Origin of the sequence: Streptomyces sp. CB03234 (genome assembly GCF_001905885.1) — a bacterium.
Taxonomy (GTDB): domain Bacteria; phylum Actinomycetota; class Actinomycetes; order Streptomycetales; family Streptomycetaceae; genus Streptomyces.
The window spans coordinates 1,011,780-1,038,425 of record NZ_LIYH01000002.1 but is presented as its reverse complement, the minus strand read 5'-3'; the positions used below and the strand labels follow the sequence as shown (position 1 = coordinate 1,038,425).

Annotated in this window: 19 protein-coding genes and 1 pseudogene; 8 read left to right on the top strand and 12 right to left on the bottom strand. The window is 72.7% G+C overall.

Annotated features, from left to right (window positions below; all coding sequences use genetic code 11):
* Positions 1-55 precede the first annotated feature (55 nt).
* The 3 genes from AMK26_RS11695 to AMK26_RS11685 form a co-directional block, all read right to left on the bottom strand.
* Positions 56-1,450, bottom strand: a complete 1,395-nt coding sequence (locus tag AMK26_RS11695) for an MFS transporter (RefSeq protein WP_073754444.1) — start codon at positions 1,448-1,450, stop codon at positions 56-58.
* A 502-nt stretch (positions 1,451-1,952) separates the two neighbouring features.
* Positions 1,953-3,404 carry a 4-hydroxyphenylacetate 3-hydroxylase family protein gene (locus AMK26_RS11690; RefSeq protein ID WP_073754443.1) on the bottom strand — a complete coding sequence of 484 codons (1,452 nt, stop codon included), beginning with the start codon at positions 3,402-3,404 and terminating at the stop codon, positions 1,953-1,955.
* 118 nt (positions 3,405-3,522) lie between these two features.
* Positions 3,523-4,497, bottom strand: coding sequence for an AraC family transcriptional regulator (locus AMK26_RS11685; RefSeq protein ID WP_073754442.1), 975 nt, complete (start codon positions 4,495-4,497; stop codon positions 3,523-3,525).
* A gap of 141 nt (positions 4,498-4,638) precedes the next feature.
* On the opposite strand from AMK26_RS11685, the gene AMK26_RS11680 reads away from it, so the two are divergent.
* The 6 genes and pseudogenes from AMK26_RS11680 to AMK26_RS11650 all read left to right on the top strand — a co-directional run bounded on the left by AMK26_RS11680 (position 4,639) and on the right by AMK26_RS11650 (position 14,618).
* Positions 4,639-5,580, top strand: a complete 942-nt coding sequence (locus AMK26_RS11680; protein ID WP_198944031.1) for an SDR family oxidoreductase — start codon at positions 4,639-4,641, stop codon at positions 5,578-5,580.
* Between the two features lie 262 nt (positions 5,581-5,842).
* A complete protein-coding gene (locus AMK26_RS11675) occupies positions 5,843-7,828 on the top strand; it encodes an alpha-1,4-glucan--maltose-1-phosphate maltosyltransferase (protein WP_073754786.1) in 1,986 nt (661 codons plus the stop codon).
* Positions 7,825-9,519: pseudogene (treS, locus tag AMK26_RS11670) on the top strand (maltose alpha-D-glucosyltransferase); the annotation flags it as partial. The gene AMK26_RS11675 and the pseudogene treS, both read left to right, overlap by 4 nt.
* 1,021 nt (positions 9,520-10,540) lie before the next feature.
* Positions 10,541-11,923 carry a maltokinase N-terminal cap-like domain-containing protein gene (locus tag AMK26_RS11660; RefSeq protein ID WP_073754441.1) on the top strand — a complete coding sequence of 461 codons (1,383 nt, stop codon included), beginning with the start codon at positions 10,541-10,543 and terminating at the stop codon, positions 11,921-11,923.
* A 29-nt stretch (positions 11,924-11,952) separates the two neighbouring features.
* The gene (gene glgB / locus AMK26_RS11655; RefSeq protein ID WP_241837860.1) at positions 11,953-14,253 is read left to right on the top strand and encodes a 1,4-alpha-glucan branching enzyme; all 2,301 of its coding nucleotides are present in this window, start codon (positions 11,953-11,955) and stop codon (positions 14,251-14,253) included.
* 59 nt (positions 14,254-14,312) lie between these two features.
* Positions 14,313-14,618 carry a hypothetical protein gene (locus tag AMK26_RS11650; RefSeq protein WP_143608500.1) on the top strand — a complete coding sequence of 102 codons (306 nt, stop codon included), beginning with the start codon at positions 14,313-14,315 and terminating at the stop codon, positions 14,616-14,618.
* Here the strand turns inward: AMK26_RS11650 and AMK26_RS11645 are convergent.
* The 3 genes from AMK26_RS11645 to AMK26_RS11635 all read right to left on the bottom strand — a co-directional run bounded on the left by AMK26_RS11645 (position 14,608) and on the right by AMK26_RS11635 (position 18,187).
* A complete protein-coding gene (locus AMK26_RS11645) occupies positions 14,608-16,830 on the bottom strand; it encodes a HelD family protein (RefSeq protein WP_073754438.1) in 2,223 nt (740 codons plus the stop codon). The genes AMK26_RS11650 and AMK26_RS11645 overlap by 11 nt on opposite strands.
* A gap of 152 nt (positions 16,831-16,982) precedes the next feature.
* Positions 16,983-17,360, bottom strand: a complete 378-nt coding sequence (locus tag AMK26_RS11640; protein ID WP_443333154.1) for a DoxX family protein — start codon at positions 17,358-17,360, stop codon at positions 16,983-16,985.
* Positions 17,357-18,187 (bottom strand): class I SAM-dependent methyltransferase, encoded by an 831-nt coding sequence (locus AMK26_RS11635; protein WP_073754436.1) that lies wholly within the window; start codon positions 18,185-18,187, stop codon positions 17,357-17,359. Before AMK26_RS11635 ends, AMK26_RS11640 begins: the two co-directional genes overlap by 4 nt.
* Before the next feature lie 89 nt (positions 18,188-18,276).
* Between AMK26_RS11635 and AMK26_RS11630 the strand changes: the two genes are divergently transcribed.
* The gene (locus tag AMK26_RS11630; protein WP_073754435.1) at positions 18,277-18,942 is read left to right on the top strand and encodes a winged helix-turn-helix transcriptional regulator; all 666 of its coding nucleotides are present in this window, start codon (positions 18,277-18,279) and stop codon (positions 18,940-18,942) included.
* A 9-nt stretch (positions 18,943-18,951) separates the two neighbouring features.
* On the opposite strand, the gene trxA is transcribed toward AMK26_RS11630, so the two are convergent.
* From trxA to AMK26_RS11610, 4 genes are all read right to left on the bottom strand, one after another.
* Complete coding sequence (trxA, locus tag AMK26_RS11625) at positions 18,952-19,299, bottom strand: thioredoxin (protein ID WP_073754434.1); 348 nt, start codon at positions 19,297-19,299, stop codon at positions 18,952-18,954.
* A complete protein-coding gene (locus AMK26_RS11620; protein WP_073754433.1) occupies positions 19,296-19,685 on the bottom strand; it encodes a MerR family transcriptional regulator in 390 nt (129 codons plus the stop codon). The genes trxA and AMK26_RS11620 overlap by 4 nt, the downstream gene beginning before the upstream one ends.
* A 1,638-nt stretch (positions 19,686-21,323) precedes the next feature.
* Complete coding sequence (locus tag AMK26_RS11615; RefSeq protein ID WP_073754432.1) at positions 21,324-21,590, bottom strand: hypothetical protein; 267 nt, start codon at positions 21,588-21,590, stop codon at positions 21,324-21,326.
* An 84-nt stretch (positions 21,591-21,674) separates the two neighbouring features.
* The gene (locus tag AMK26_RS11610) at positions 21,675-23,255 is read right to left on the bottom strand and encodes an MFS transporter (RefSeq protein ID WP_073754431.1); all 1,581 of its coding nucleotides are present in this window, start codon (positions 23,253-23,255) and stop codon (positions 21,675-21,677) included.
* 103 nt (positions 23,256-23,358) lie between these two features.
* Between AMK26_RS11610 and AMK26_RS11605 the strand changes: the two genes are divergently transcribed.
* Positions 23,359-23,958: a TetR/AcrR family transcriptional regulator gene (locus AMK26_RS11605; protein WP_073754430.1), complete on the top strand. Its 600-nt coding sequence runs from the start codon at positions 23,359-23,361 to the stop codon at positions 23,956-23,958.
* Between the two features lie 2 nt (positions 23,959-23,960).
* Here the strand turns inward: AMK26_RS11605 and AMK26_RS11600 are convergent, their stop codons facing one another.
* Both AMK26_RS11600 and AMK26_RS11595 read right to left on the bottom strand, forming a co-directional pair.
* Positions 23,961-25,142, bottom strand: a complete 1,182-nt coding sequence (locus AMK26_RS11600) for a YncE family protein (protein WP_073754429.1) — start codon at positions 25,140-25,142, stop codon at positions 23,961-23,963.
* Positions 25,143-25,289: 147 nt separating this feature from the next.
* Positions 25,290-26,636 carry a cation:dicarboxylate symporter family transporter gene (locus tag AMK26_RS11595; protein WP_107420937.1) on the bottom strand — a complete coding sequence of 449 codons (1,347 nt, stop codon included), beginning with the start codon at positions 26,634-26,636 and terminating at the stop codon, positions 25,290-25,292.
* Positions 26,637-26,646: the final 10 nt, after the last annotated feature.

The following is a 26,646-nucleotide window of genomic DNA, read 5'->3' as shown; positions in this document are numbered from 1 at the left end:
GCCCCCCTCGGGCAGTGTGGGTTCGGGAGTGGCGCGGTGGTCGCTGGTCAGGCGGTCACCGCGGGTCGCCCACCCGGTCCTGGCGTGGCGGCGCCGGGGCGGGCGCGGGCAGGCTCAGCCGTACGGACAGCAGTGCGGCGGCGGCGGCGAACGCGGCGCCGACGAGCAGCGCCGCCTGGAAGCCCGCGGTTTCGGCCTGGGGTGTGGCCGTGCCGGTACGGGTGGTGGCCACGGCCACGAGAACGGCCAGGCCCAGGACGGATCCGAACTGCTGGCTCGTGTTGATCAGCCCGGAGGCCAGACCGGTCTCCTCGGGCGTGGCCTCTGCCGTGGCGGCCACATTGGTGGTGACCATGACCAGCGGCAGGGCGGCACCCAGCACGAGGCTGGGCGCGAGGACGGTGGTGGCGAACGTTCCGTGGGCGCTCAGGGCCAGGGCGAGCCAGACCATGCCGGCCAGCAGCAGGCCGAAACCGAGGGTCATGGTCCGGCCGAGGCCCAGGCGGAAGATGAGGCGGCCGGTCAGCGGGGCGGTGGCGACGACGACCAGGGACAGCGGCAGCAAGCCGAGTCCGCCGGCGAGCGGCGACTGGCCGAGCACGCTCTGCAGGTAGAGGCTGACCAGGAAGAACATGGGGAACAGCGCCATTTGGGCCAGCGCGCTGAGGCCGTTGGCGAGGCGCAGCGCGGGCCGCTTGAGTACGGCGGGCGGGACGAGGGGCCGGGCGACGCGGGTCTCGGTCACGGCGAACAGCGCGAGCAGCCCCGCGCCGGCCACACCCGCTACGGGACTGCGCCCGACGAGCGCGTACGCGACGAGGCCGAGGCCGCCGGTGGCGGTGAGCGCGCCGAGCAGGTCGAAGCCGCGCTCGGCGCCCCGGGTGCCGCCCTTCAGCAGGCGCGGGGCGAGCAGGCCGAGCACCGCGGCGACGGCGACGTTCAGCCAGAAGGTGGAGCGCCAGCCGAGCAGGTCGGTGAGGACGCCGCCCAGTACGGTGCCGAGGACGCCGCCGAGCCCGCCCATCGCGGCGAACGCGCCGAGCGCCTTGTGCCGGGCGGGGCCGTCCGGGAAGAGGATCAGCAGCAGCGCGAACGCGGCGGCCGCGGCGAGCGCCGCCCCGACGCCCTGCACGGCGCGCGCGGCGATCAGCGCGCCGGTGGACTGCGCGAGCCCCCCGACGGCGGAGGCGGCCGCGAGGAGGGTGAGCCCGCCGATGAACAGCCGCCGGTGCCCGAACAGGTCGGCGGCGCGGCCACCGAGGAGGAGCAGCCCGCCGAAGGTGATGAGGTAGGCGTTGGCCACCCAGGACAGACCGGCGGACCCGGCCCCGAGGTCGTCACCGACGGACGGCAGGGCGACGTTGATGATCGCCGTATCCATGATCATCAGCAGCTGCGTCGCCGCCAGCACCCCGAGCGCGCCGCGCCGGCTCTCGGACCTCCCCCTCATCGACGGCTCCCACGCCCCGGGCGGCGATGCCACCCCGGATCGGCCGGGCTCCACCGCGACGGCGCGCCCGGCATGGACGCCCCGGACCGCCCGGACAGCCCGGCCGCCGGGAGCACGCGCTCCACCCGGCCGCCGGACGCCGCCGCCCCGCCCCCCGCACGCCACGCACCGGCACCCGCGCGACCACGGCTCCGGTCCCAACCCGGATCACCGGCGAAACCCCTCCGGTCCCAACCCGGATCACCCGCGCCACCGTCCCGGTGCCACCCCGGATCGGCCACACGCACCCGCCCCGGCTGCGCACAGGCGGCGCCACCGCCCCGGTGCCAACCGGGGTCACCCGCGCCACCGGCCCGGTGCCACCCCGGATCGGCCGTGCCGGGCCGGGCCGGGGCCGTGTGCCCGGCACGGGTGGGACGGGGAATCGGGGCCCGCCCGCCCGGGGCGAGCGCGGGAGTACGGACCGCGCGGTCGGGCCGGTCCATCGCCGCCGCCCGCCCGGTCATCGGGTACTCCTCAGGTCGTAGCCGTCCAGGCAGGCCTGGGCCAGGGCTTCGCACGCCGGGGCGTCGCCCTCCCAGGCCTGTTGCATGAGATAGACGTGCGGGGCGCCGTGGTAGAAGCGTTCGTACTGTTCGTGGCGGCCCGCGAACTCCGAGCCCAGCGCGTCCCACGCCAGCTTCAGCAGCTTCACGCGGTCCTCGGCCGGGGTGCCGGGCGAGCGGATGTACTTGCGGACCAGCGGGCCCAGCTCCGGGTGCAGCAGGTCCTCGCCGGACGCGGGCAGTTGGATGACGCCGCCGCCCGCCAGGAGCTTGATCTCCTGGACGGCCTGCGGGTACAGCTCACCCGCCATGATGCGCTGCGCGAACGAGATGTCCTTGCCCGGCGCGACACCGCCACGCCCGCCGTCGACCTCCTCGTACGACGCCTCCGCCGCCAGCACGAACGCCTTGGCCTGCGCGACGCGGCCGAGGAGGCGGCCGATCGCCTGGGTGACGGGCGGCAGTTGGTAGGTGTTGTTGGCCTTGGTGATCAGGATCGCGACACCGGTGAGGAACTCCAGCTTCGTCCAGAACCGCGTCGCGGCCTGGTGCACGAAGTTCAGGTATGCGGGGGTCCGCCACCACATGCCGAACGACACGTCCACGTTCCGGTAGGCCAGTACCCGCTCCCACGGCACGAACACGTCGTCGCACACGAGCAGCGCGTCGTTCTCGTCGAAACGCGAGGAGAGCGGGTTGTCGAAGACGCTGCGCGCCTGCGCCTCGTACGACGTACGGGAGATGAACTTCAGGCCCGGGGTGTCGATCGGCACCGAGAAGCACACCGCGTGCTCGACGTCCTGCGGGGCGAGCGGCTCGATCGTGCCGACGATCACCTCGTTGCCGAAGACCGCCGCGGTGCCGATCATCTTGGCGCCGCGCACCACGATCCCGCCGTCCTTCTCGGCGACCACCCGCACCACCAGGTCGTCCTCCTCCTGCTCGGAGGCGGACCTGGTCCGGTCGATCTGCGGGTTGGTGATGGTGAAGGTCGGGTACAGGTCGCCCTCGGCGAGCCGCCGGTGGTACGCGAGGGCGGCGGCGGAACCGTCGTAGCCTTCCGTCCGGAACAGCGACGGCAGCGCCGCGAAGCCCGCCGCGCCGCCCGCCATGTAGTCGGGCGTGCGGCCCAGGAAGCCGAAGCTCGCCTCCGCCCACACCTTGTACGCCTCACGGCGCGCCACGAGGTCCTCGTACGAACGCGGGATCGCGTACGCGCGGTGGACGCCGCCCTGCGTGAGGACCGGGGTGTGCTCGGAGTCGTGCGCCAGGTCGTACAGGCGGGCGATCGAGGCGGCGGTGTTGCGGAACGCCGGGTGCGAGGTCACGTCCTCGACCCGCTCCCCGTCGAGCCAGATCTCCCGGCCGTCGCGCAGCGACGCCAGATACTCGTGACCGGACCTCGTCACCTTTTCTCCTCTTGCGGATGCCATTGCCGCAGCAGAGCCTGTCCGTTGGTCCACACCTTCGGCAATGAACGTCCGTCCAATGGTCCTTAAGAACCGGCCAGTCAGCTTCCGAAAACCATTACGCGGCACTTGCCGCACCCGCCCGGTACTCACCCGGAGTGACGCCGAACCATTTGCGGAACGCAAGGTGGAAACCGACCGCGCTCTGGTAGCCGACCCGCTGCGGCACCGCCGACTGCGGCAGGGACGTCTCGCCGAGCAGCCGCGCCGCCTCCTGCATGCGCCGCCCGGTCAGGTGCCGCGCCGGGGCCTCCCCGACCAGCGCGCGGAACGCGGCCGTGAACGCGGAGCGGGACATGCCGACCTCGCGGGCCAGCGACTCGATGGTCCACGGCTCGGCGAACCGGGTCGCGATCATCACCAGGGCGCGGCTGACGCCCGGGTGGCGCAGCACCGGCAGGGAGGCCGGGTTCTCGGCGAACTCCCGCAGCAGCGGGCGCAGCGCGAGCACCAGGGCCATCTCGAAGGCCCGCAGCGTGATCAGCCGGTCGCCGGGGCCGACGGGCCGGTCGGGGGCGGCCAGCAGCCGCAGGGTGTCGCGCAGCAGCGGTTCCCGGTCGACCTGGGTGCCGTCCAGCACCAGCGCCCAGGGCAGCGCCTTGTACAGACCTGTGGCGGCGCTGGCGTCGTAGTGCAGCCCGGCGCACAGCAGCCGGCTCTCCGGCCCCGTGCCGCCGATGCGGATCTCGCCCGAGGTGCCCGGCTGCCGCTCGGGCAGCACCGCCTTGAGCGGTACGCCCTGCCGGTCGGGCCGGTCGGAAAGCCGGTGCGCGGTCCCGGTGGGGAAGACCGCCAGGTCACCGGCGCGCAGTTCATGGGCCGACTGGCCCTCGGCGGTGATCCAGCAGCCGCCCTCGACGATGTAGTGGAGGATGGCGCAGCCCTGCTCGGCGTCGCCCTCGATCGCCCAGGGGGCGCGGACGTGCCAGCGGCTGTCGAAGACGCCGGTGAGCCGCAGCGGTTGCAGCAGCTCACTGAGGAGGTCGTCGTTCCGGGCGTCGTTGTTACCGGTTTCGGTGCGCACGGTGTCCATGGACGATCCTTCAACCCCCGCCCCGAATTGTTAATTGATCGGCCAAAGCCGCCGCCGCCAGCCTGTGAGGAGCCGTCATGGCAGCAGTCACACCCTATCGAAGGGCCAATCAGGCATATGTCGGAGCAGACGTCGGAGCCAATGTCCGAGCAGAATCAGATGCGCGTGGCGGTCGTCGGCGCGACCGGTTTCCAGGGCGGCGCGGTCGCCCGCCTGCTCACCGAGCGTGACCACCGGGTGCGTACGCTCTCCCGTCGCCCCGAGGGCGACCGGCCGCCGCTGCCCGGCGTCTCGTGCGCCACCGGCGACCTGGGCGACGCCGAGGCCGTACGGCAGCTGTTCACCGGGGCGACGCACGCCGCGGTGGTGATGCCGCTGGTGTACGAGACCGAGCAGGTGCGCGCCTACGCCCGCAACATCGCGGAGGCGGCCGTGGAGGCCGGCGTACGGCGGCTGGTCTACAACGCCAACACTCGCGTCCCCCGCGCGTCCACCGACGTGGCGGCGTTCGAGACGCGCCGGATCGCCGAGGAGGTGCTGCGGGAGAGCGGCGTACCGCTGGTGGTGCTGCGCCCGCCGGTCTACCTGGACAACCTCTTCAGCCCGTGGAACGGCCCGGCGCTGGTCAATGAGGGCATCCTCGCCTATCCGCTGCCGGCCGACGTGCCCACCGCGTGGCTGTCGCACCGGGACCTCGCGGAGGCGGTGTACGCGGCGCTCACCGTGGACGGCGCGGAGGGGCGGACGTACGACATCGGCGGCGTGCGGGCCCTGACGGGAGATGAGCTGGCGGAGCAGTTCGGCCGGGGGCTGGGGCGCGTGGTGCGTTACCGGGCACTGGCGCCGCACGTCTTCGAGCAGGGCCTGGCGCAGGCGATCGGCCCGGCCGCGGCGGCCGGGGTGGCGGGCATCTACCACTACATGGCGTCGGGACAGGAGCCGCTGCTGATGGCGGGTGACGACGGCGTGTCGGCCTCCATGTTGACGCTGGCGCCCACGCCGGTCGACGAGTGGGTGTCCCGCCAGCCGTGGCAGATCTGGGCGAACGACCCGGAGGAGCAGGACGCCCAGACGCTCACCTGAACGCCACTGGACACACCCGAGCGAGAACCGGTCCCGTTTTTCCACCCGAACGGGGCCGGTTCTCGTCGTGTCCGGCTACGCCTGAGTAGTTAACAACGCGCCGGATTGCCCACCCGAAGGGTGTGGGTAGGGCTCCTCCGGTACCCGCCCACCCGAGTGAACCCGGACAGGAGCGGTGATGCCTGCGCCCTGCCACTCGCCAACGGAGCAAGTACAAAGAGCGATACCCCGTACGCAACCCTCAGGTGATGCCGTGAACTCGCTGATTGGTCGCATTCCCGTTCTCGATGTACGCCCGCTCGTCGACTGCGGCAGAAGGCCCGCCAAGGCGGTGGTCGGCGAAACCTTCCAGATTACGGCCACGGTGTTCCGTGAAGGTCACGACGCCGTGGCCGCCAATGTCGTCCTGACGGACCCGGCCGGACACCCGGGCCCGTTCACCCCGATGCGGGAACTGGCGCCCGGCACCGACCGCTGGGGCGCCGAGGTCACTCCAACGGCCGAAGGGCGGTGGACGTACTTCGTCGAGGCGTGGGGCGACCCCATCGCCACCTGGCGGCACACCGCCGGCATCAAGATCCCGGCCGGCATCGACACCGCCCTGGTCCTCGCCGAGGGCGCCGCCCTGCACGAGCGGGCCGCCGACGGCGTACCGAAGGGCGAGGGCCGCGAGGCGGTGCTCGCCGTGGTGGACGCGCTGCGCGACCAGCGGCGCTCCCCCGAGGACCGGCTCGCCGCCGCGCTCGGCACGGAGGCGGTCGAGGCGCTGGCGGCGCACCCGCTGCGCGAACTGGTCACCGCGTCACGGCCGTTGCCGCTGCTGGTGGAGCGCGAGCGGGCGCTGTTCGGGTCCTGGTACGAGATGTTCCCCCGCTCCGAGGGCGCCCGCGTCGAGAACGGCCGACTGGTCTCGGGGACCTTCCGTACCGCCGCCGAGCGGCTTCCGGCCATCGCCGCGATGGGCTTCGATGTCGTATACCTGCCGCCCATCCACCCCATCGGCACCACCCACCGCAAGGGCCCCAACAACACCCTCACGGCCGGCCCCGACGACGTCGGCGTGCCGTGGGCGATCGGCTCCCCCGAGGGCGGCCACGACGCGGTCCACCCCGACCTGGGCACCATCGAGGACTTCGACGCCTTCGTCGAACGCGCGCGCGAACTCCGTCTGGAGGTGGCCCTGGACTTCGCCCTGCAGTGCTCGCCGGACCACCCGTGGGTCACCAAGCGCCCGGCCTGGTTCCACCACCGGGCCGACGGGACCATCGCGTACGCCGAGAACCCCCCGAAGAAGTACCAGGACATCTACCCGATCGCGTTTGACAAGGACATGCGGGGCATCGTCCGCGAGACGCTGCGCGTGCTGCGCCACTGGATGGCCCACGGCGTACGCATCTTCCGCGTCGACAACCCGCACACCAAGCCGGTCGTCTTCTGGGAGAAGGTCATCGGCGCCATCAACAAGACCGACCCGGACGTGATCTTCCTGGCCGAGGCGTTCACCCGGCCCGCGATGATGCACACCCTCGGCGCGATCGGCTTCCAGCAGTCGTACACGTACTTCACCTGGCGCAACACCAAGCAGGAGCTGACCGAGTACCTCACCGAGTTGTCCGGCGACGCCGCCGCCTGCATGCGGCCCAACTTCTTCGTCAACACCCCGGACATCCTGCACGCCTACCTCCAGCACGGCGGCCGCCCCGCCTTCGAGGCACGCGCGATCCTGGCCGCGACGATGTCCCCGACGTGGGGCGTGTACGCCGGGTACGAGCTGTGCGAGAACACGCCCGTACGGGAGGGCAGCGAGGAGTACCTGGACTCGGAGAAGTACCAACTCCGCCCCCGCGACTGGGAGTCGGCCGAACGCGAGGGCCGCACCATCGCGCCGCTGATCACCACCCTCAACCGGATCAGGCGCCGCAACGCCGCGCTGCGGCAGCTGCGCTCGGTGCACTTCCACCACGCCGACAACGACGCCGTCATCGCGTACAGCAAGCGAGCGGGCTCGAACATTGTTCTGACGGTCGTCAACCTCGATCCGCGCCACACCCACGAGGCGACGGTGTCGTTGGACATGCCGGAGCTCGGCCTCGACTGGCACGAGACCGTGCCGGTGCGCGATGAGCTCACCGGCGAGACCTATCACTGGGGCAGGGCCAACTATGTGCGCCTCGAGCCGGGTGTCACGCCCGCGCACATCCTCGTCCTGCGACCGTCCCCGCCGATCGGAGGGTCACCCACATCATGATCGTCAACGAGCCCGTCCACGACACCTTCGAGGACACGCCGGCAAAGGACCGTGACCCCGACTGGTTCAAACGAGCCGTCTTCTACGAGGTTCTGGTGCGTTCGTTCCAGGACAGCAACGGCGACGGCGTCGGCGACCTCAAGGGAATCACCGCCAAGCTGGACTACCTGCAGTGGCTCGGGGTCGACTGCCTCTGGCTCCCGCCGTTCTTCAAGTCCCCGCTCAGGGACGGCGGTTACGACGTATCGGACTACACCTCCGTACTGCCCGAATTCGGCGACCTGGCCGACTTCGTCGAGTTCGTCGATGCCGCCCACCAGCGCGGCATGCGAGTGATCATCGACTTCGTGATGAACCACACCAGCGACCAGCACCCGTGGTTCCAGGAATCCCGCAACGACCCCGACGGCCCCTACGGCGACTACTACGTCTGGGCCGACGACGACAAGCAGTACCAGGACGCGCGGATCATCTTCGTCGACACCGAGACGTCCAACTGGACCTTCGACCCGATCCGCAAGCAGTACTACTGGCACCGGTTCTTCTCCCACCAGCCGGACCTCAACTACGAGAACCCGGCCGTCCAGCAGGAGATCCTCTCCGCCCTGCGGTTCTGGCTGGACCTGGGCATCGACGGGTTCCGCCTCGACGCCGTGCCCTACCTCTACCAGGAGGAAGGGACCAACTGCGAGAACCTCCCCGCCACCCACGCCTTCCTCAAGCGGGTACGCAAGGAGATCGACGCCGCCTACCCCGACACCGTGCTCCTCGCCGAGGCCAACCAGTGGCCTGAGGACGTCGTCGACTACTTCGGCGACTTCCCCGCCGGCGGCGACGAGTGCCACATGGCGTTCCACTTCCCCGTCATGCCGCGCATCTTCATGGCGGTGCGCCGCGAGTCCCGCTACCCCGTCTCCGAAATCCTGGCCAAGACCCCGGCGATCCCGGCGAACTGCCAGTGGGGCATCTTCCTGCGCAACCACGACGAGCTGACGCTGGAAATGGTCACGGACGAAGAACGTGACTACATGTACGCGGAGTACGCCAAGGACCCCCGGATGCGCGCCAACATCGGCATCCGGCGGCGGCTCGCGCCCCTGCTCGACAACGACCGCAACCAGATCGAGTTGTTCACCGCGCTGCTGCTGTCCCTGCCCGGGTCGCCGATCCTGTACTACGGCGACGAGATCGGCATGGGCGACAACATCTGGCTCGGCGACCGGGACGCCGTACGCACCCCCATGCAGTGGACGCCCGACCGCAACGCGGGCTTCTCCTCCTGCGACCCCGGCCGGCTCTACCTGCCGACCATCATGGACCCGGTCTACGGCTACCAGGTCACCAACGTCGAGGCGTCGATGGCGTCCCCGTCGTCGCTGCTGCACTGGACGCGGCGGATGATCGAGATCCGCAAGCAGAACCTGGCCTTCGGCCTCGGCTCGTACACCGAGCTCCCGTCGTCCAACCCGGCGGTCCTCGCCTTCCTGCGGGAGTACGGGGACGACCTGGTGATGTGCGTGCACAACTTCTCCCGCTTCCCGCAGCCGACGGAGCTGGACCTGCGGCGCTTCAACGGGATGCACCCGGTGGAGCTGATCGGCGGGGTCCGCTTCCCCGCGATCGGCGAATGGCCCTACCTGCTCACCCTCGCGGGTCACGGCTTCTACTGGTTCCGCCTCCGCAAGGACGCGGCGAAGCCCGCCAAGGGCAAGGCGGTCACGGAGGCGACGGTGGCCACGGCGCCCCTTGCCGGTGGGGCCCCGTCGCGGACGGCGGCGCCGGGCACGTCCGGTGCGACCGGTACGACCGGCACGGCGGCCGTAACCGCGCCGGACACGGCGCCCGCCGGGGCGTCGGCCGACGCGGCGGCCACGACCACGGCTGACGAGGCGTCGACGGGCACGGCTCCCGGCCGGGCGGGCGGGGCCGGCGCCCCGGCTACGGGCGCTGCGGCGCAGCCGCCGGCGGCTGCGCCGGACACGGGCGACCGGGCGGCGCCCGGCGTATCCGGCACGTACGCCCGCGCGGCGGCGGCCGACTGGTCGTCGGCGCCCCGGGCGGGCGCGACGGCAGGCGACGGCGGCCCCGTGGCCACGAGCGGCACAGCGGTGACCCCGGCCGCTGCCGCGCGGCCACCGGCCGGCGCGCCCGGAGCACCCGGCCGGGCCAGCGGGGCCGGTGGGTCCAGCGCGGCCGGTGGGTCCAGCGCGGCCGGTGGGTCCAGCGCGGCCGGTGGGTCCAGCGCGGCCGGAGCGCCTGGCGGGTACAGCGGGGCGGCTGGCGCCGCCCGCGCGGCCGCGCGCACGGCAGTGACTGACCGTACGTCACCGCGCCCGGCGCCCGCGCCGGACCGGGACGGCAAGGCACCGGCACCGGCCCCGGCACCGGGATCGGGATCGGCGGGCATGCCGTCTGCCTCGCCGGGCGCCGCCCTCGGCGCGGCACCCGGCCGGTCGGCACATGCGGCCGGCAAGGACGACGCGGCGGGGGCCGCCCGCACGGCGGCCCGGGGGGCCGGGAAGGGGTGAGGACATCGGGGCGGGGCGTTTCCGGCGCCCCGCCCTGGGCACTCTCCCCCTCATACGTCGATTCGGGTCTATCTCGACCATCCCCGCCCGACACGTCCCGCACAGCCGGACAGCACTCGCCGCATTCCGGGACACTCTGCACGTTCTGTGCATTTCGTAGTGCCCGGGGAAAGGACGCGCTGCCATGTCGGAGACCGCATCCACCGCCCGGGCCCCGGTCGCCCTGCTCCCCTCACTGGTGCCCCTGCTCCACGAATGGCTGCCGCGCCAGCGCTGGTTCGCCGGGAAGGGGCGCCCCGTCACGGGGTTCGCCCTCGTCTCGGCCACCGAACTGCTCCCGCTCGACACCACCGGACCCGGCCTGCTCCACCTGCTCGTGCGGGTCCAGCAGCCGGGCCTCACCACCGCCGTCCAGGCCGACTGCTACCAGCTGCTGCTGGGCGTACGGAACAGCCTGCCGCCCCAGCTCGCCTCCGCCCTGATCGGCCACGTCCCGGACGGGCCGCTCGCCGGGCGCACGATCTACGAGGGGCTGAGCGACCCCCGGCTCGCGGCGCTGCTGCTGGAACGATTGCGCACCCCCGGCCCCATGGGTCCGCTGCGGTTCTCCCGGACCGTCGCCATCCCGGAGGGGCTGACCCCCCGCGTCCTGGACACCGAGCAGTCCAACTCCTCGCTCGTGTACGGAGATTCGTACATTCTCAAGGTCTTCCGCCGGGTCTACCCGGGCGCCAACCCGGACCTGGAGCTGCCGCTCGCGCTCGCCCGCGCCGGCTGCACCCGGGTCCCCGCGCCCGTCGCCTGGTACGAGACCGGCAACGGCCGCCCGGAAGCCAGCACCCTGGGCGTCCTCCAGCCCTATCTGCGCGGCTCCCAGGACGGCTGGCAGCTCGCCCTGGACGCCCTCGGCGCCGGACGGGACTTCACCACCGAGGCGCGGGCGCTCGGCCGGGCCACCGCCGAGGTGCACACCGCCCTCGCGGACGCCCTGCCGACCGTCGCGCTGGGCCGCCCGCAGACCGAGAACCTGGTCCACGCGATGAGCCGCCGCCTGGACGCCGCCGCGCAGGCGGTGCCCGCGCTGATGCCGTACGTCCCCGGGCTGCGCGCCGCGTTCGAGGCGGTCGGCGACCTGCCGTCGGGCAGCCGGCTGTGGCGGGCCCAGCGGGTCCACGGCGACCTGCACCTCGGCCAGACCCTGCGTACCCAGGACGGCGACTGGTCGGTGATCGACTTCGAGGGTGAGCCCGCGAAGCCGCTCGCCGAGCGCCGCCGCCCCCAGCCCCCGGTGCGCGACGTGGCCGGCATGCTCCGCTCCTTCGACTACGCGGCCCGCTCCTACCGCCCCTGGAACCCGGACTGGGCCGAGCGGTGCCGCGACGCGTACTGCACCGGGTACGCCGAGGCCTCGGGCACCGACCCGCGCGCCGAACCCGCGCTGCTGCGCGCGTACGAGACCGACAAGGCCGTGTACGAGGTCGTGTACGAGGCCCGGCACCGCCCCGACTGGCTCCCGGTCCCGATGGCGGCCATCCGCCGCCTGGCCGCGCAGACCACCACCCCGTGATGTGAACGCCCTTGAGGAGGCCCTCCCCCGTGACCCCCCGTCGTCCCACCCGCAACCCCGCCGCGCCCCCGAAGAAGGCCCCGGCCACCAAGCAGACACCCGTCGGGGACGCCACCGCCCTGCCCGCGCCGCCGCCCGGCGCCACGCCCAGGCCCCGCACGGGCGGCGCCACCACCGCCGGCGCCCCGCCGCTCGACCCCGCCGACCGGGGGCGGCTGCTCGCCGGCGAGCACCACGACCCGCACGCCCTGCTGGGCGCCCACCCGGTCGACGGCGGCATCGCGATCCGTGCCCTGCGCCCGTGCGCGCAGAGCGTGGCCGTGCTCGTGGACGGGGCGCGCACCGAGCTGCACGACGACGGCGACGGACTGTTCTCGACCGTGCTGCCGCTGCCGGAGGTCCCCGCGTACCGGCTCCAGGTCGCGTACGACTCCGGCATCATCGAGGTGGACGACCCCTACCGCTTCCTGCCCTCGCTCGGCGAGCTTGATCTGCACCTGATCGGCGAGGGCCGGCACGAGGAGCTGTGGAAGGCGCTCGGCGCCCACCCCATGACCCACCAGGGAGTCACCGGCACCCGCTTCACGGTGTGGGCGCCCAACGCGCGCGGGGTGCGGCTCGTCGGCGAGTTCAACTACTGGGACGCCGGCACCGGCCTGCCACTGCGCTCGCTGGGCCGCACCGGGGTGTGGGAACTGTTCGTCCCCGGCCTGGGCGAGGGCGCGCTGTACAAGTTCGCCGTCACCGGGCCCGACGGGCACTGCTCGCTGCGCGCCGACCCGATGGCCCGCCGCACCCAGTGCCCGCCGGACACCGCGTCCATCGTCACCGCCTCCCACTACGAGTGGCAGGACGCCGACTGGCTGGCCCACCGCGGCGACCGCCCCGTCCACGAGGCCCCCTTCTCCGTGTACGAGGTGCACCTGCCGTCCTGGCGGCCCGGCCTGACCTACCGGGAGCTGGCCGAGCAGCTGCCCGCGTACGCCAAGGACCTGGGCTTCACGCACATCGAGCTGATGCCGGTCGCCGAGCACCCCTACAGCCCGTCCTGGGGCTACCAGGTCACCGGTTTCTACGCGCCCACGGCCCGCCTCGGCACCCCCGACGACTTCAAGTACTTCGTCGACGCCTGCCACCGCGCCGGCATCGGCGTCCTCGTCGACTGGGTGCCCGCCCACTTCCCCAAGGACGACTGGGCGCTGGCCCGCTTCGACGGCACCCCGCTGTACGAGCACCCCGACCCGCGGCGCGCCGAGCACCCCGACTGGGGCACCCTCGAATTCGACTACGGGCGCACGGAGGTGCGTAACTTCCTCGTCGCCAACGCCGTCTACTGGTGCGAGGAGTTTCACATCGACGGCCTGCGCGTCGACGCCGTCGCCTCCATGCTGTACCTGGACTACTCGCGCGAGGGCGGCGACTGGGCACCCAACGAGTACGGCGGGCGCGAGAACTTCGACGCGGTCGCCTTCCTCCAGGAGATGAACGCCACCGTCTACCGCCGCTGCCCGGGTGTCGTCACCATCGCCGAGGAGTCCACCGCCTGGGAGGGCGTCACCCGCCCCACCGACCACGGCGGCCTCGGCTTCGGCCTGAAGTGGAACATGGGCTGGATGCACGACTCGCTGGTGTACGTCTCCAAGGAGCCCGTGCACCGCAAGTACCACCACAACGAGATGACCTTCTCGATGGTGTACGCGTACAGCGAGAACTACGTCCTGCCCATCTCGCACGACGAGGTCGTGCACGGCAAGCAGGCCCTGGTGACCAAGATGCCGGGCGACTGGTGGCAGCGGCGCGCCAACCAGCGCGCGTACCTGGGCTTCATGTGGGCGCACCCCGGCAAGCAACTGCTGTTCATGGGGCAGGAGTTCGCCCAGGGTGCGGAGTGGTCGGAGGCGCACGGCCCGGAGTGGTGGCTGACGGAGGACGACTACCACTCGGCGGGCGACCACCGGTCCATGCGCGACCTGGTCCGCGACCTCAACGCGGTGTACGCCGCCACCCCCGCCCTGTGGGAGCGGGACACCGTCCCGGAGGGCTTCCAGTGGTCGCTCGGTGACGCCGCCGAGGACAACGTGTTCGCCTTCCTGCGGTACGACGCCCAAGGCGCCCCCCTGCTGTCGGTGAGCAACTTCTCGCCGGTGGTGCGGCACGAGTACCGGCTGTGGGTGCCGGACCGGATCTCGGCGTGGGCGGAGGTCCTCAACACCGACGCGGCGGCGTACGGCGGCAGCGACGTACGCAACACGGATCCGGTGAAGCCGGAGGGCGGGCATGTGCAGCTGACACTGCCGCCGCTCGCGACGGTGTGGCTGAAGCCCGCGTGATCCGGATGCGGGCGTAATCCGGATGCGGGGAGGCCGGTCGTACGGCGACGATGTCGGCCATGAACGACCTCCCCGCACAGACCCTGCTGGTGTTCGACCGTGACGACTGGGTGTACGTCGTGCCTTCCTTCGAAGCCGCGGCCGTGGAGTTCGAAGCGGTGGACGTGGCTGACGGGACGTACGAGGCCTTCACGCTCGACGGCGAACGGGTCGCCCTCACCGCGCCCGGGGGCTGGCGGGGCCCGGTCCTCGTCGAGGCGACCGGGCAGCGGGACATGGCCGCGCTGCGGGAGCGCATCCGGCGCAGCTCGGGCTCGCCCGCGCCCACCCCCGAAGAGCTGGCCCGGCTGCACCTCAGCCGCTGACGCGGACGACCCCCAGCCGCTGGGTGGCCCGGGTCAGCGCCACGTACAGGTCGTTGACGCCGTGCGGCCCGCCGGAGCGGATGCCGTCCGGGTCGGCGACGATCACCGTGTCGAACTCCAGGCCCTTCGCCTGCCGCGGCTCCAGCAGCACGACCGGCCGGGTGAGGTCGGGGTCCGGCCCGTGCGCGGCACCGGGCAGCCGATCGCTGATCGCCCGGTGGTGGAGGGCCGGGGCGATCACAGCGAGCCGCCCCTCGGCCGGCCGTTCCCGGCGTACCGCCTCGGCGACCTCGCCCGCCAGGTCGCCCGTGGTCCTCTCCCAGGGCGGCACGCCCGTGGAGCGCACCGAGCGGGGCGGGGCGAAGTCCGGGTCCTCGGCGCGGCGCACCGCTGCCGCGACCTCCATGATCTCGGCGGGCGTGCGGTAGTTGACGCCGAGGCGTACGTGCTCGAATCGGTCACCGACGTACGGGCCGAGGATGTCCTGCCAGGAGCCGCAGCCCGCCGCGTCACCGGTCTGGGCCGGGTCGCCGACGAGCGTCATCGAACGGGTCGGGATGCGCCGCATCAGCAGCCGCCACGCCATCGCGGACAGCTCCTGCGCCTCGTCGACGATGACGTGCCCGAACGCCCACGTCCGGTCGGCGGCGGCGCGCTCGGCGGCGCTGCGGTGGTCGGCCTCCTCGTGCCGCTCGGCGAACCGCTCGGCGTCGATGATGTCGTGGGCGCCCAGCACCTCCGACTCCTCGTCCTCGAACTCGTACGTCCGCGACGCGTAGCTGACGTCCAGCACGCCCTGCGCGTAGGCGATACGGGCGCTGCGCTCGCGCTCGGCGGCGGCGCGGGCGGCCGAGTCGTCCTCGCCGAGCAGCTCGGCGGCCTCGTCCAGCAGCGGTACGTCGGCCTCGGTCCACGGCCCTCCGTCCCGGCGTACGAACTCCGCCTCGCCGTCCGGCAGATAGCCCTCCGGGTCGGCGAGGAAGTCGGCGACCAGCCGCTGCGGGGTGAGCGTGGGCCACAGCTCCTCGATCGCCGCGTGGACCCGGGGGCTCGCGGCGATCTCCTTGCGCATCTGGGTGATGTCGGACGGGTCGAGGAGGTTGGGGCCCCCGAAGGGGTCGGCGCCGAGGCGTTCGGCGAGCTGGTCGGTGAGCGTGTCGATGATCCGGAACGCGAACCGCGGGCGGGCCAGGTTGTGCGGCAGGCCGGTGGAGCGGGCGTCCCAGCGGGCGTCCTCGGCCATGTTCCGGTCCAGCAGGAGCGTGCCGTAGTCGTCGTGGTCGATCTCCAGGGGCGCGCCGGTGGGCGGCACGGTCTGCCGGTCGCGCAGCACCCGGGCGAGGACGTCGGCCATGCCCGCGCGGCCCTTGATCTCGGCGGCCTCCGGGGTGTCGGCGCCGGTGGCGCGGACGCCGGGGAACAGCTCGCCCAGGGTGGCCAGCAGCACGCCCGTCTCGCCCAGCGAGGGCAGGACTTCGCCGATGTAGCCGAGGAACGCCGGGTTGGGCCCGACGATGAGCACCGCCCGGCGGGCGAGCTGCTCGCGGTACGCGTAGAGCAGGTACGCGGCGCGGTGCAGCGCGACGGCGGTCTTGCCGGTGCCGGGCCCGCCCTCGACCACCAGGACGCCCTTGTGCGGGGCGCGGATGATGCGGTCCTGCTCGGCCTGGATGGTCTGCACGATGTCGTGCATACGGCCCGTGCGGGCGGCGTCGAGCGCGGCGAGCAGGACCTCGTCGGCGTCGGGGCTCTCGTGCCCGGTGCGGGTGGTGTCGGTGAGGTCCAGGATCTCGTCGTGCAGGGCGGTGACCTCGCGCCCCTCGGTGGTGATGTGGCGCCGGCGCCTGAGCCCCATGGGCTCGTACCCGGTGGCGAGGTAGAACGGCCGGGCGACGTCGGCGCGCCAGTCGATGACGAGCGGGGTGCGTTCCTCGTCGTCCTCGCGGATTCCGATGCGCCCGATGTGGTGGTCCCGCCCGTCCCGGAATTCCAGCCGCCCGAAACACAGCCCGTTCTCCCCCGCGTCGAACGCGGCCAGCAGCCCGGACTGCTCGGCGACCAGCACATCACGCTCCAACCGCGCCTGGAACCCGGTGCCTACGTCCTTGAGGGCGGCCTGGACGACGGTTTCGGCCTGGTCCCGCAGGTGGTCGAGTCGCGCGTAGAGCTCATTGATGAATTGCTGCTCTTTCCGATATTCCTCGGTTGACAATCCGACTCCTGACGCGATACAGTGCGTTTATTGAACTTCCGTGTGCTTTTTCTTCACCCGCACACGAACCATCAAATATACGCGACGAAACACCCCGGCCGTCAATTCGACCGGGGCATTTTTGTATGCGTTCGTACGCGCCATCGGCCTCGTCAGCCCAGTGCCAGGGCACCGGCCACCGGCGCCATGTACACCAGGGGGAACGGGATGTGGCCGTACGACCGCGCCCGGACCACGGTGACGACGGCCCCGGTGAAGTACAGCACCAGCCCGATCCCGGCCGCCACACCGACCGCCGGCACAAACAGGCCCACCAGCAGGCCCACCGCACCCGCGGCCTTGGCCGCGCCCAGCCAGGGCCACCACGACCGGGGCACACCGTAGTCGGCCAGGGGCCGCACGACCCACGCGGCGTGGAAGAAGACGGCGCCGGCGGAGAAACCCGCCATGGCGGCGGCGAGGAGGGTGACGACAACGTGGCTGGTGAACACCAGGAGTTGCTCCCGTCGGATCGTGAGTGGGTCGGTCACCGCTCTGACACGCGGCGGCCGGGAGATGTGACAGCGGCCCCGCCGCGGACCACCGCCAGCAGATACGCCGACTCCACCCGTACGGCCGGCCCCGGCGCCCGGTTCCACTCGGCGAAGACCGCCGCCACGTCGTCGTGCAGCGCCTCCCACGCGCCGCTCGCCTCCAGCCGCCGCCGCTCCACCCGCACATGGCCCGCGGCCCGTACCCAGAAGGCCGCCGCCTCCACGGGCGAGGCGAATTCCAGACGTACGTGCTCCACCGTCGCCGTCACCTCGGCCGGACCGGCCGCCGCGAACTGCTCGTACACGAAGGCCTCGTCGCCCCAGCGGGTCGGAGGCGCCGCGCCCGGCGGGGGCGGCGGAAGGTACCGGCCCATGGCCCGGTTCGCCGCGGCCATGAAGCCGTCGGGCGTCCAGGCCGCCGACACGACCAGGCCTCCCGGCGCGCAGCACCGCGCCATGGAGGCCGCGGCCAGACGGGCGTCGGGCGCGTACATGGCCCCGAACACCGTCACCACACGGTCGTACACACCGCTCAGCCGCTCGGCGGGCGCCTGCTGCCACGTCACGCCCAGCCCCTCCTCACGGGCGCGTCCGGCGGCGACCGCGAGGAGTTCCGGTGTGGGGTCCGCACCGGTGACGACCGCGCCCAGGCGCGCCGCCGCCATGGCGGCGTTCCCGGTCCCGCAGCCGACGTCCAGCAACGTCGTCCCCGGTACCGGTCCCGCCGCGGCGACCGCGCGCTCGGCGGCCGGAGCCAGCAGCCCGGCCATCGCCGGATAGTCGCCGGCCGCCCACGTGGACGCTGCTACAGGTGTGTTGGTCACGGTCCTGCCCTCTCGTCGGGTGCCACGCCAACTGTCGTACGCTCCGACCGGCCGTCGGCGGTACAAGAAATGGACCGGAGGGGGAACGGGTGCCACGAGGAGTCGAGTACTGCCCGGTGACGGCCGGGGTCGAAGCCGTGGGCGACCGGTGGACCCTGCTCGTGCTGCGCGAACTGCTGCTGGGCTCCTGCCGGTTCAACGACATCCACCGGGGGCTGCCCGGCATCAGCCGCACCCTGCTGTCGGCGCGCCTGCGCCGGATGCAGGCCTGGGGGCTGCTCGCCCGGGTGCCCGACGACGACGGGCGGCCCGTGTACCGGCTGACGGACGCCGGTGCCGACCTGGAGCCGCTGGTGTGGCAGCTCGGCGACTGGGCGCGGCGCTGGTGCTTCGGCGACCCGGTGCGCGAACAGCTCGACGGCGGGTGGCTGCTGTGGCGCCTGCGGCAGTTCGTCCGGGCCGACGCCCTGCCCGGCCGGCGCGTGGTGGTGGAGTTCGCGTTCCTGGGCGCGGCGGAGGGCCCCGTGTGGCTGGTCCTCGCCCCCGGGGACGTCAGCGTGTGCCGCCGCCACCCCGGACACGACACCGACCTGTGGGTGACCGCCGATCTCGCCGAACTGCACCGGGTGGTGGCCGGGACCACGACACTCGCCACCGCCTGCCGGGCGGGCCTGGTCCGGCTCGACGGGGAACCCGGTCTCGTCGCCGGGTTCCCCGGCTGGTTCGCGTGGCGCGTCCCGGCGGATCAGGCGTGAGCCGGCGGATCAGGCGTGAGCCGGCGGCAGTACGTCGTCCAGCTCCTGGAGCAGGCGACGCCTGGGACGGGCGCCGACCATCGACCTCACCGGTTCGCCGGCGCGGAACACCATCAGCGTGGGCGTCGACAGCACCGCGTACCGGGCCGTGGTCTCCGGGTTCCGGTCGACGTCGAGCTGGACCACCTTCAGCCGGTCCACCTCCTCGGCGGCGACCGCGCCCAGCACCGGACCCAGTTGGCGGCAGGGGCCGCACCAGTCGGCGGTGAACTTGACCAGGACCGGGCGGTCGGCGGACAGGACCTCCGTGGCGAAGTCCGCGTCCGTCACCTCCGCCACTCCGTCGGTGTGGATCATTTGGTCGTCCTCTCGAATTCGCAGCGGGGTTCGGGCGTCTCCGTCGCCAGCGCGAGCCGGGCGGCGACCTCCGCGCGTACCGACTGGAGCTGGTCGATCAGACCGTCCAGCTCGGCGAGCTTGCGCCGGTACACGTCCAGCGAGGCCGGGCAGGAGTCCCCGGCCGGATGCCCGGCACGCAGGCACTCCACGAACGGGCGGGTCTCCTCCAGCTCGAACCCGAAGTCCTGAAGGGTCCGGATCTGCTGGAGCAGCCGCAGGTCGTCCTCGTCGTACGTGCGGTAGCCGTTCTCCGCACGCCGGGCCCGCAGCAGGCCCCGGGACTCGTAGTAGCGCAGCGTCCTCGTGGACGTACCCGCGCGCTTCGCCAGCTCGCCGATTCGCATGCCGCCGACGGTAGAGGTTGACGCGGACGTCAAGGCAAGAACGGAGCGCGGCCGCCGGCCTGATGGGACGCCCGGGGCGGGGCGTCCCGTCCAGGCGGCCCAAGCCACGCCCCGGGGGCGGGCCGTGCGGTGCCGGTCACCGTTCCGGGCCGCCCTCCCTCCCGAGAGTCGCGGGCTCCGGCGCCCGCAACCCGCGCCCCGGGGGTGGGCCGTGCGGTACTGGTCACCGTTCCGGGCCGCCCTCCCCTCCGAGAGTCGCGGGCTCCGGCGCCCTGTCAAGGGCGCTTCGCGTCGGCTTCGCCGATGGGCTTCGCCCACCCTTGACAGGCCACCTCCGCCCGCGCGTTTTCTCTCGGAGGGCGGCCCCGGGGAGCAGGCATCCCGGGGGACCAGCCGCAAGAGTCGGGCTCGTTGCCGAGGCGGCCCAGCCGGGCAGGCGCGGCAGAGGAATGGGGCGGTGACGGCTCGGCTAAGCGGCTGCGGCCCGTCTTCGGGTTGCGGCACAAGACCTCGCTCCGGTGGGTGGTGGGTGCGCGGCAGTGCGATGGGGCTTCTGGGCTGGGTTCGGCGACTGCGGCCGGGTGAGGGGCTGGGGTTCAGGCAGGTGGCTGGGGTGGGTGCGGGGCTGGGCCCGGGTGTTGCCCTGTCCGGCCGGGGGCATGGCGGGGGCGTCGGGCCCCGGGACGGTGAAGCTCCCGGCGCGGTCCGGTCTTCGACTCGGGCGCGGGGCCACGGCCTCCCGGCGACTCGGGTGCGGCCGGGGCACGCCCCGCTGCTCCTGTACCCGGGAAGGTCCGGGAAGGGGCGGCCCCTCCAGTCACAGCCGTATCGGCCCCCTGGGGTTGTGGGCGGGATCGGACACCCCTGCCCGGATGCGCTTGGCCGGGAGGTGTCCTACACCGCCCGCAACTCCCCGGCTGTGGTGCAGGTGTGACGGTGGGGGCGAGTGGGGCGACGTGGTGAGGCAGGCGGGGCCAGAGGGACGGATCCGGACACCGGGTGCCCCGCAGGGCCCGCCTGGAGGCGTGGCCTTCCCGGCCCGGCTGATGCTCTACGGGACCCGCTGGCGGTCCCCGGGGCCCAGGACACCCCAGCCGACACCACAGGACGACCCCCCTGCCCTCTCCAGTCACAGCCGTGTCACCTCGCCGGAGTTGTGGGCGGCATGGGACACCCACAGCCCCCGACACCACAGCGGGGAGGTGTCCCACACCGCCCACAACTCCCCCACCCCGGTGCTGCTGTGACCGAGGAGACGGGTGGGGCCTCCCCTCTGTGACAGGCGGGGCCGGTGAGGTGCCCGGGCGCCGCTCCGCCACGGCAACACCCCGGCCCAACCCCCATCTCACCCCAGCCACCTGCCTGCACCCCAACCCCTCACCCGCCCGCAGCCGCCGAACCCAGCCCGGAAGCCCCATTCCACTGCCGCGCACCCACCACCCACCGAAGCGAGGTCTTGTACCGCAGCCGAAAGGCGGCCGTCCGCCGCCGAGCCGACAGCGAGCACCCCATTCCACTGCCGCGCCCCCTGCGGCGCCCGTCTCCCGGCCACGAACGGCACGGGGAAAGGGACGCCCCTCCCGGGCCCGTTCCCCCGGGCCGCCCTCCGAGTGGGAAAAGGCGGGCGGAGGCGGCCGGTCAAGGGTGGGCGAAGCCCATCGGCGAAGCCGACGCGACCGAAGGGAGCGCCCTTGAGGGGACGCTGGAGCCCGCCACACTCGGAGAGAGGGCGGCCCACACGCCCACCATGAACGGGACGTTCGCCCCCGGGGCGTCGGTGGCGGCCCGCACGGTCACCATGAGCGGACCGCCCACCCCAAGGGCGGCGGCCCACACGCCCACCATGACCAGCACGCCCACCCCGAGGGCGGCGGCCCACACGCCCACCATGAACAGCACGCCCACCCCCGGCTCCCCGCCCCCGCCCCCGCCCCCGGTCGCCCGGTCCGTGACGTGCGGCCCCCCGGCGGCACGTCACGGGCCGGGGCGTCAGCGGGCGGCTCGCCTCGGCAGGAGTACCGCCACCAGTACCGTGCCCGCCGCCAGGATCGCCGCGCCGACGAGGCTGGTGTGGGCGACCGCGTCGGAGAAGGCGGAGCCGACCGCGTCGGTCATCCGGCGGGCGGCCTCGCCGAGTTGGGCGCCCTGCTGCGGGGTGGCGGCGTGGGCCGCCCGGTCGGCGATGCCGTGGGCGACGGCGTACCCGGCGCCCACCGAGTCCTGGGCGGTGGACAGCGCCGAAGCGGGCAGTCCGGTGCCCCGCGTCGCGTCGGCGAGGTTCGAGGAGTACGAGGACGCCAGGACCGAGCCGAGCAGGGCGATGCCGAGCGAGCCGCCGAGCTCCAGGGACGTGTCGTTGACGGCGCCGCCGACGCCCAGTTCCGCCTCGGGGAACGCGCCCATGATCGCGTCGGTGCACGGGGAGAGCGCCAGGCCGATCGCGACGCCCAGGGTGACGAGCGGGGCGACGAGGTCTCCGTACCCGGAAGCCGCGTCCACCCGCGTCAGCAGGGCGAGGGCGACCGTACCGAAGGCCATGCCCGCCGTGACCGTGACCTTCATGCCGAGGCGCGGCGTGAGGAACCCGGTCAGCGCCGAGCCGGCGAAGACGGCGCCCGCGAGCGGGAGCATGCGCACGCCCGTGTCGAGCGGGTCGTACCCGAGCACGAACTGCAGGTGCTGGGTGAGGTAGTAGAAGGCGCCGAAGACGGCGAGGAAGAAGAGGGCGACGGCGAGGTTGGAGCCGGCGAAGCCGCGGTTCAGGAAGCGGCGGACGTCCAGGACGGGGCGCGGGTGGCGCAGCTCCCAGGCGACGAAGGCGACCAGCCCGGCGCCCGCGACGACCGCCGCCCCGATGGCCTTGGCGTCCCAGCCGAAGTGCGGGCCCTGGATGATCATGTAGACGAGGGCGCCGATCCACACCACCGAGAGCAGCCCGCCGACGTAGTCGATGCGGCCGTGCCGGGCGGCCTTCGACGGCGGTACGAGGGTGAAGGCGCCGATGACGGCGAGCGCGGCGACCGGGACGTTGATCAGGAAGGTGGACGCCCAGCCGTGGTTTTCCAGCAGGGCGCCGGCGACGAGGGGCCCGGCGGCGATGGCGATGCCGGCGGTGGCGGTCCACAGGACGATGGCCTTGGCGCGCTCGGCGCGCGGGAAGGTCGCGGCGAGCAGGGACAGGGTGGCGGGCATGATCATTGCCGCGCCGACGCCCATGACCGCGCGGGCGGCTATGACTCCGGTCCCGGAGTCGACGAGCGAGCCCGCCACCGAGCCGGCGCCGAAGACGACGAGTCCGAGGACGAGGGCGCCGCGCCGGCTGTACTTGTCGCCGATCGCGCCGAGCAGCAGCATCAGCGCGGCGTACGGGACGGTGTAGCCGTCGATGACCCACTGGAGGTCGGAGCTGGTGAGGCCGAGGTCCTGGGTCATGTCGGGGGCGGCGACCGTGAGGGCGGTGTTCGCCATCACGATGATCAGCAGGCTGAGGCAGAGCACGAGCAGCGCCCACCAGCGCTGAGCGTAGGGTCCCTCCATCCTCTCGACCGGCTCGTTCCTGACGAGGCGCATGCCCAGTCCACCCTTCCGTACGGTCACGATCTTGCACAGCGCTGTGCAATTACACACGGCTGTGCAATTTACGGGACTGCACAGGCATGTGCAAAATGAACCCGTGACCTCAGGACGAGCCGACGCCAACCGCCGCCGTATCGAGCAGGTGGCCCTCACCGAGCTGCTGCGCGACCCGGACGCCTCCATGGACCAGATCGCCCGCGCGGCGGGCGTCGTGCGCCGGACCGTGTACGGCCACTTCCCGAGCCGCGAGGCGCTGATCGCCGCACTCGTGGACAGCGCGGTCGAGTCGGTGGCACAGGCGCACGCCGGCGGGCGCGAGGGCGTGGACGATCCGGCCGAGGCGCTGGCGAGGGCCACGCTCGCGGTGTGGGAGATCGCCGACCGTTACCGGCTGCTGGTGGCCCTCGCCCAGCGCAGCGTCACGATGGAGGGCATCCGGGAGCGGCTCACGCCGGTGCGCGAGGCCTGCGCGGCGGTGCTCCAACGCGGGCTGGACGAGGGCGCGTTCACCTCCCCGCTGCCCGCCGCCGCCCTCGCGTACGTACACGAGCAGGTGCTGTTCGGGCTGATGGAGGCGGTGAACGCGGGCGCTCTCGCGGCGGACCGGGCCGGGCGGTCCGCCGCGGTGACGATGCTGATCTCGGCCGGGGTCCGGGCCGGGCGGGCGGAGGAGCTGGTGGAGTCGCTGGAGCCGTAGGCTCAGCGGTCCAGCCCCGGCAGCGCCGCCTCCGCCACCTTCCCCGCCCGCTCGCGCTGCGGGAAGTCACCGACCTTCACGCGGGCGACCTCCTTGGCCGTGCGGTAGTCGACGACCGAGACCTCGTCGCGGTTGGAGAGCGTGACGAAGCAGTGGTGGCCGCCGGGGGCGGTGAGGGACCAGTAGGGCAGGGCGCCGGTCTCGTAGTGGACGAAGCCGTCGGTGGTCAGGGCGGGGCGGGAGACGACGGCCGTGTAGTCGTCGATGGTCCCGGCCATGCAGAGCTTGTCGCCCGCGCCGTTCATGGCCATGCCGTGGTGGGCGGAGTTCTGCGGGTAGTCGTCGGGCTTGAGCGCCGCGCCCGCCGCGCTGAACGGCATCTCGACCGTCCGTACCGTGCGCCCGGCCACCAGGTCGTACTCGATGAAGCCGTTGAGGTAGGAGAGCTGGGCGTACATCGTCTTCTCGTCCGGGGTGATCACGGCGGGGCGGACGCCCTTGTCGAAGGCGTACTTCCGCAGCACCTTCAGCGACTTGGCGTCGGCGACCGTCACCTGCTTGGTGCCCTTGAGGGCGTTGAGGGCCTTGGGGAGGGACGTGATGCCGATGGACATGTTGTAGATGCGGTCGCCGTCCGCCGAGTACATGTTCTCGTGCGGGTACGTGCCGGTCGGGAACTCCCCGGTGATGCGGCCGGTCGCGGTGTCCAGGGTCTGGGACTTGCCGGCCGTGATGGCGGAGACGACGAAGGTGGAGCCGTCCGGGGAGAGCGCGGCATGGTCGGCCTTGAGGCCGTCGAGGTGGGTGCGCCAGAGCTGGCGGCCGGACGCGATGTCGTACGCGGCGGCGTCGCCGAGGTTGCCGCGCGAGACGTAGAGGGTGCGGCCGTCGGGTGAGAGGTGGGCGTCGTCGACGAACTTGTCGCCGCCCGCCTGCTGTTTGACGACCTCGTAGGCGGCGCGGCGGATCGGGTTCATGCCGGCGAGGATCTCGTCGAGGTCGGGGATGACGTCGAGGGAGCCGAGGTTCTGATACGTACGGGAGTCGAGGAAGCTGACCGTGCCGTCGGCGCTGTTGCCCACGACGACGACATCGCGCAGCGCTTCCGGCTCGGCGGCGGTGACCGAAACGGGGGTGAGGGCCAGCGTGAGGGTGAGGGCGAGCAGTGCCGGAAGACGTGACATGGGAGTCCCTTCACATGAGTCAGCGGCATGCACATGCCAGGACAGGGGCCCTACGATGACACGTCGCCGTTACCAGCGGTAAGGCCAGGAAACGTAAAACCGCGCGGGAGACGCCTCCCGCGCGGTTCTCCGACCCGTACGTCGACGTCAGACCTTGACCGGCTCGCGCGACTCGGGCACCTCGTCCGTGTCGTCGGCCGCCGGGGCGTGGTCGTCGACCAGGGTCTGCTCGTCGAACGGCACCCGCCCGGCGAGGACTTCGGCCACCCGCGCCTTGTCGATCTCCTTCGTCCAGGTGCCGACGAGGACGGTGGCGACGGCGTTGCCCGCGAAGTTGGTCAGGGCGCGGGCCTCGCTCATGAAGCGGTCGATACCGACGATCAGGCCGACGCCGTCGACCAGTTCGGGGCGGTGCGACTGGAGGCCGCCGGCCAGGGTGGCGAGCCCGGCGCCGGTAACGCCCGCCGCACCCTTCGAGGCGATGATCATGAAGACGAGGAGGGAGATCTGCTCCCCGACCGAGAGCGGGTTGCCCATCGCCTCGGCGACGAAGAGCGAGGCCATCGTCAGGTAGATGGCGGTGCCGTCCAGGTTGAAGGAGTAGCCGGTCGGAACGGTGATGCCGACGACGGGCTTGCTCACGCCCAGGTGTTCCATCTTCGCGATGAGGCGCGGCAGCGCCGACTCGGAGGAGGAGGTGGAGAGGATCAGCAGGAACTCCCGGCCCAGGTACTTCAGCAGCGTCAGGATGTTCACGCCCGCCACCACCCGCAGCAGGGCGCCGAGGACGACGAAGACGAAGACGGCACAGGTGAGGTAGAAGCCGACCATGATGACGGCGAGGGACTTCAGCGCGTCCACGCCCGTCTCGCCGACCACGGCGGCGATGGCGCCGAAGGCGCCCACCGGGGCCGCCCACATGATCATCGCGAGGATACGGAAGACCAGGCGCTGGATGTGTCCGATGCCGCGCAGCACCGGCTCACCGGCCCGGCCCATGGCCTGGAGCGCGAAGCCCGCGAGGAGCGCGACGAGGAGGGTCTGGAGGACCTCGCCCTCGGTGAAGGCCGAGACCAGGGTCTTTGGGATGATCCCGAGGAGGAAGTCGACGGTGCCTTCGCTCGCCCCCGACGCCTGCTTCTCACCGGCTGCGGCGACCTCGTCCGTCAGGCGCAGGCTCGCGCCCGGCTCCAGCAGGTTGCCGACGACCAGGCCGATGGCGAGGGCGACGGTCGACATGACCATGAAGTAGCCCAGCGCCAGTCCGCCGACCGCGCCGACCTTGGCGGCCTTGCGCACCGAGCCGACGCCCAGCACGATCGTGCAGAAGATGATCGGCGAGATCATCATCTTGATCAGGTTCACGAAGCCGGTACCCAGCGGCTTGAGCTCGACGGCCACGCCGGGGGCGGCGAAGCCCACGGCGATGCCGAGTACGACCGCCGCGATGACGGCCAGGTACAGATAGTGGGTACGGTCCCGTCGTGCGGCCACGGGGTCCTCC

Bases quoted from the DNA above. Each gene is read 5' to 3' on its own strand.
- AMK26_RS11650 (WP_143608500.1), top strand. From the start codon at position 14,313: ATGAACGACCTCCCCGCACAGACCCTGCTGGTGTTCGACCGTGACGAC.
- trxA (WP_073754434.1), bottom strand. From the start codon at position 19,299: ATGATCCACACCGACGGAGTGGCGGAGGTGACGGACGCGGACTTCGCC.
- AMK26_RS11620 (WP_073754433.1), bottom strand. From the start codon at position 19,685: ATGCGAATCGGCGAGCTGGCGAAGCGCGCGGGTACGTCCACGAGGACG.
- AMK26_RS11680 (WP_198944031.1), top strand. From the start codon at position 4,639: ATGTCCGAGCAGAATCAGATGCGCGTGGCGGTCGTCGGCGCGACCGGT.
- AMK26_RS11610 (WP_073754431.1), bottom strand. From the start codon at position 23,255: ATGCGCCTCGTCAGGAACGAGCCGGTCGAGAGGATGGAGGGACCCTAC.
- AMK26_RS11660 (WP_073754441.1), top strand. From the start codon at position 10,541: ATGTCGGAGACCGCATCCACCGCCCGGGCCCCGGTCGCCCTGCTCCCC.
- AMK26_RS11685 (WP_073754442.1), bottom strand. From the start codon at position 4,497: ATGGACACCGTGCGCACCGAAACCGGTAACAACGACGCCCGGAACGAC.
- AMK26_RS11600 (WP_073754429.1), bottom strand. From the start codon at position 25,142: ATGTCACGTCTTCCGGCACTGCTCGCCCTCACCCTCACGCTGGCCCTC.
- AMK26_RS11695 (WP_073754444.1), bottom strand. From the start codon at position 1,450: ATGAGGGGGAGGTCCGAGAGCCGGCGCGGCGCGCTCGGGGTGCTGGCG.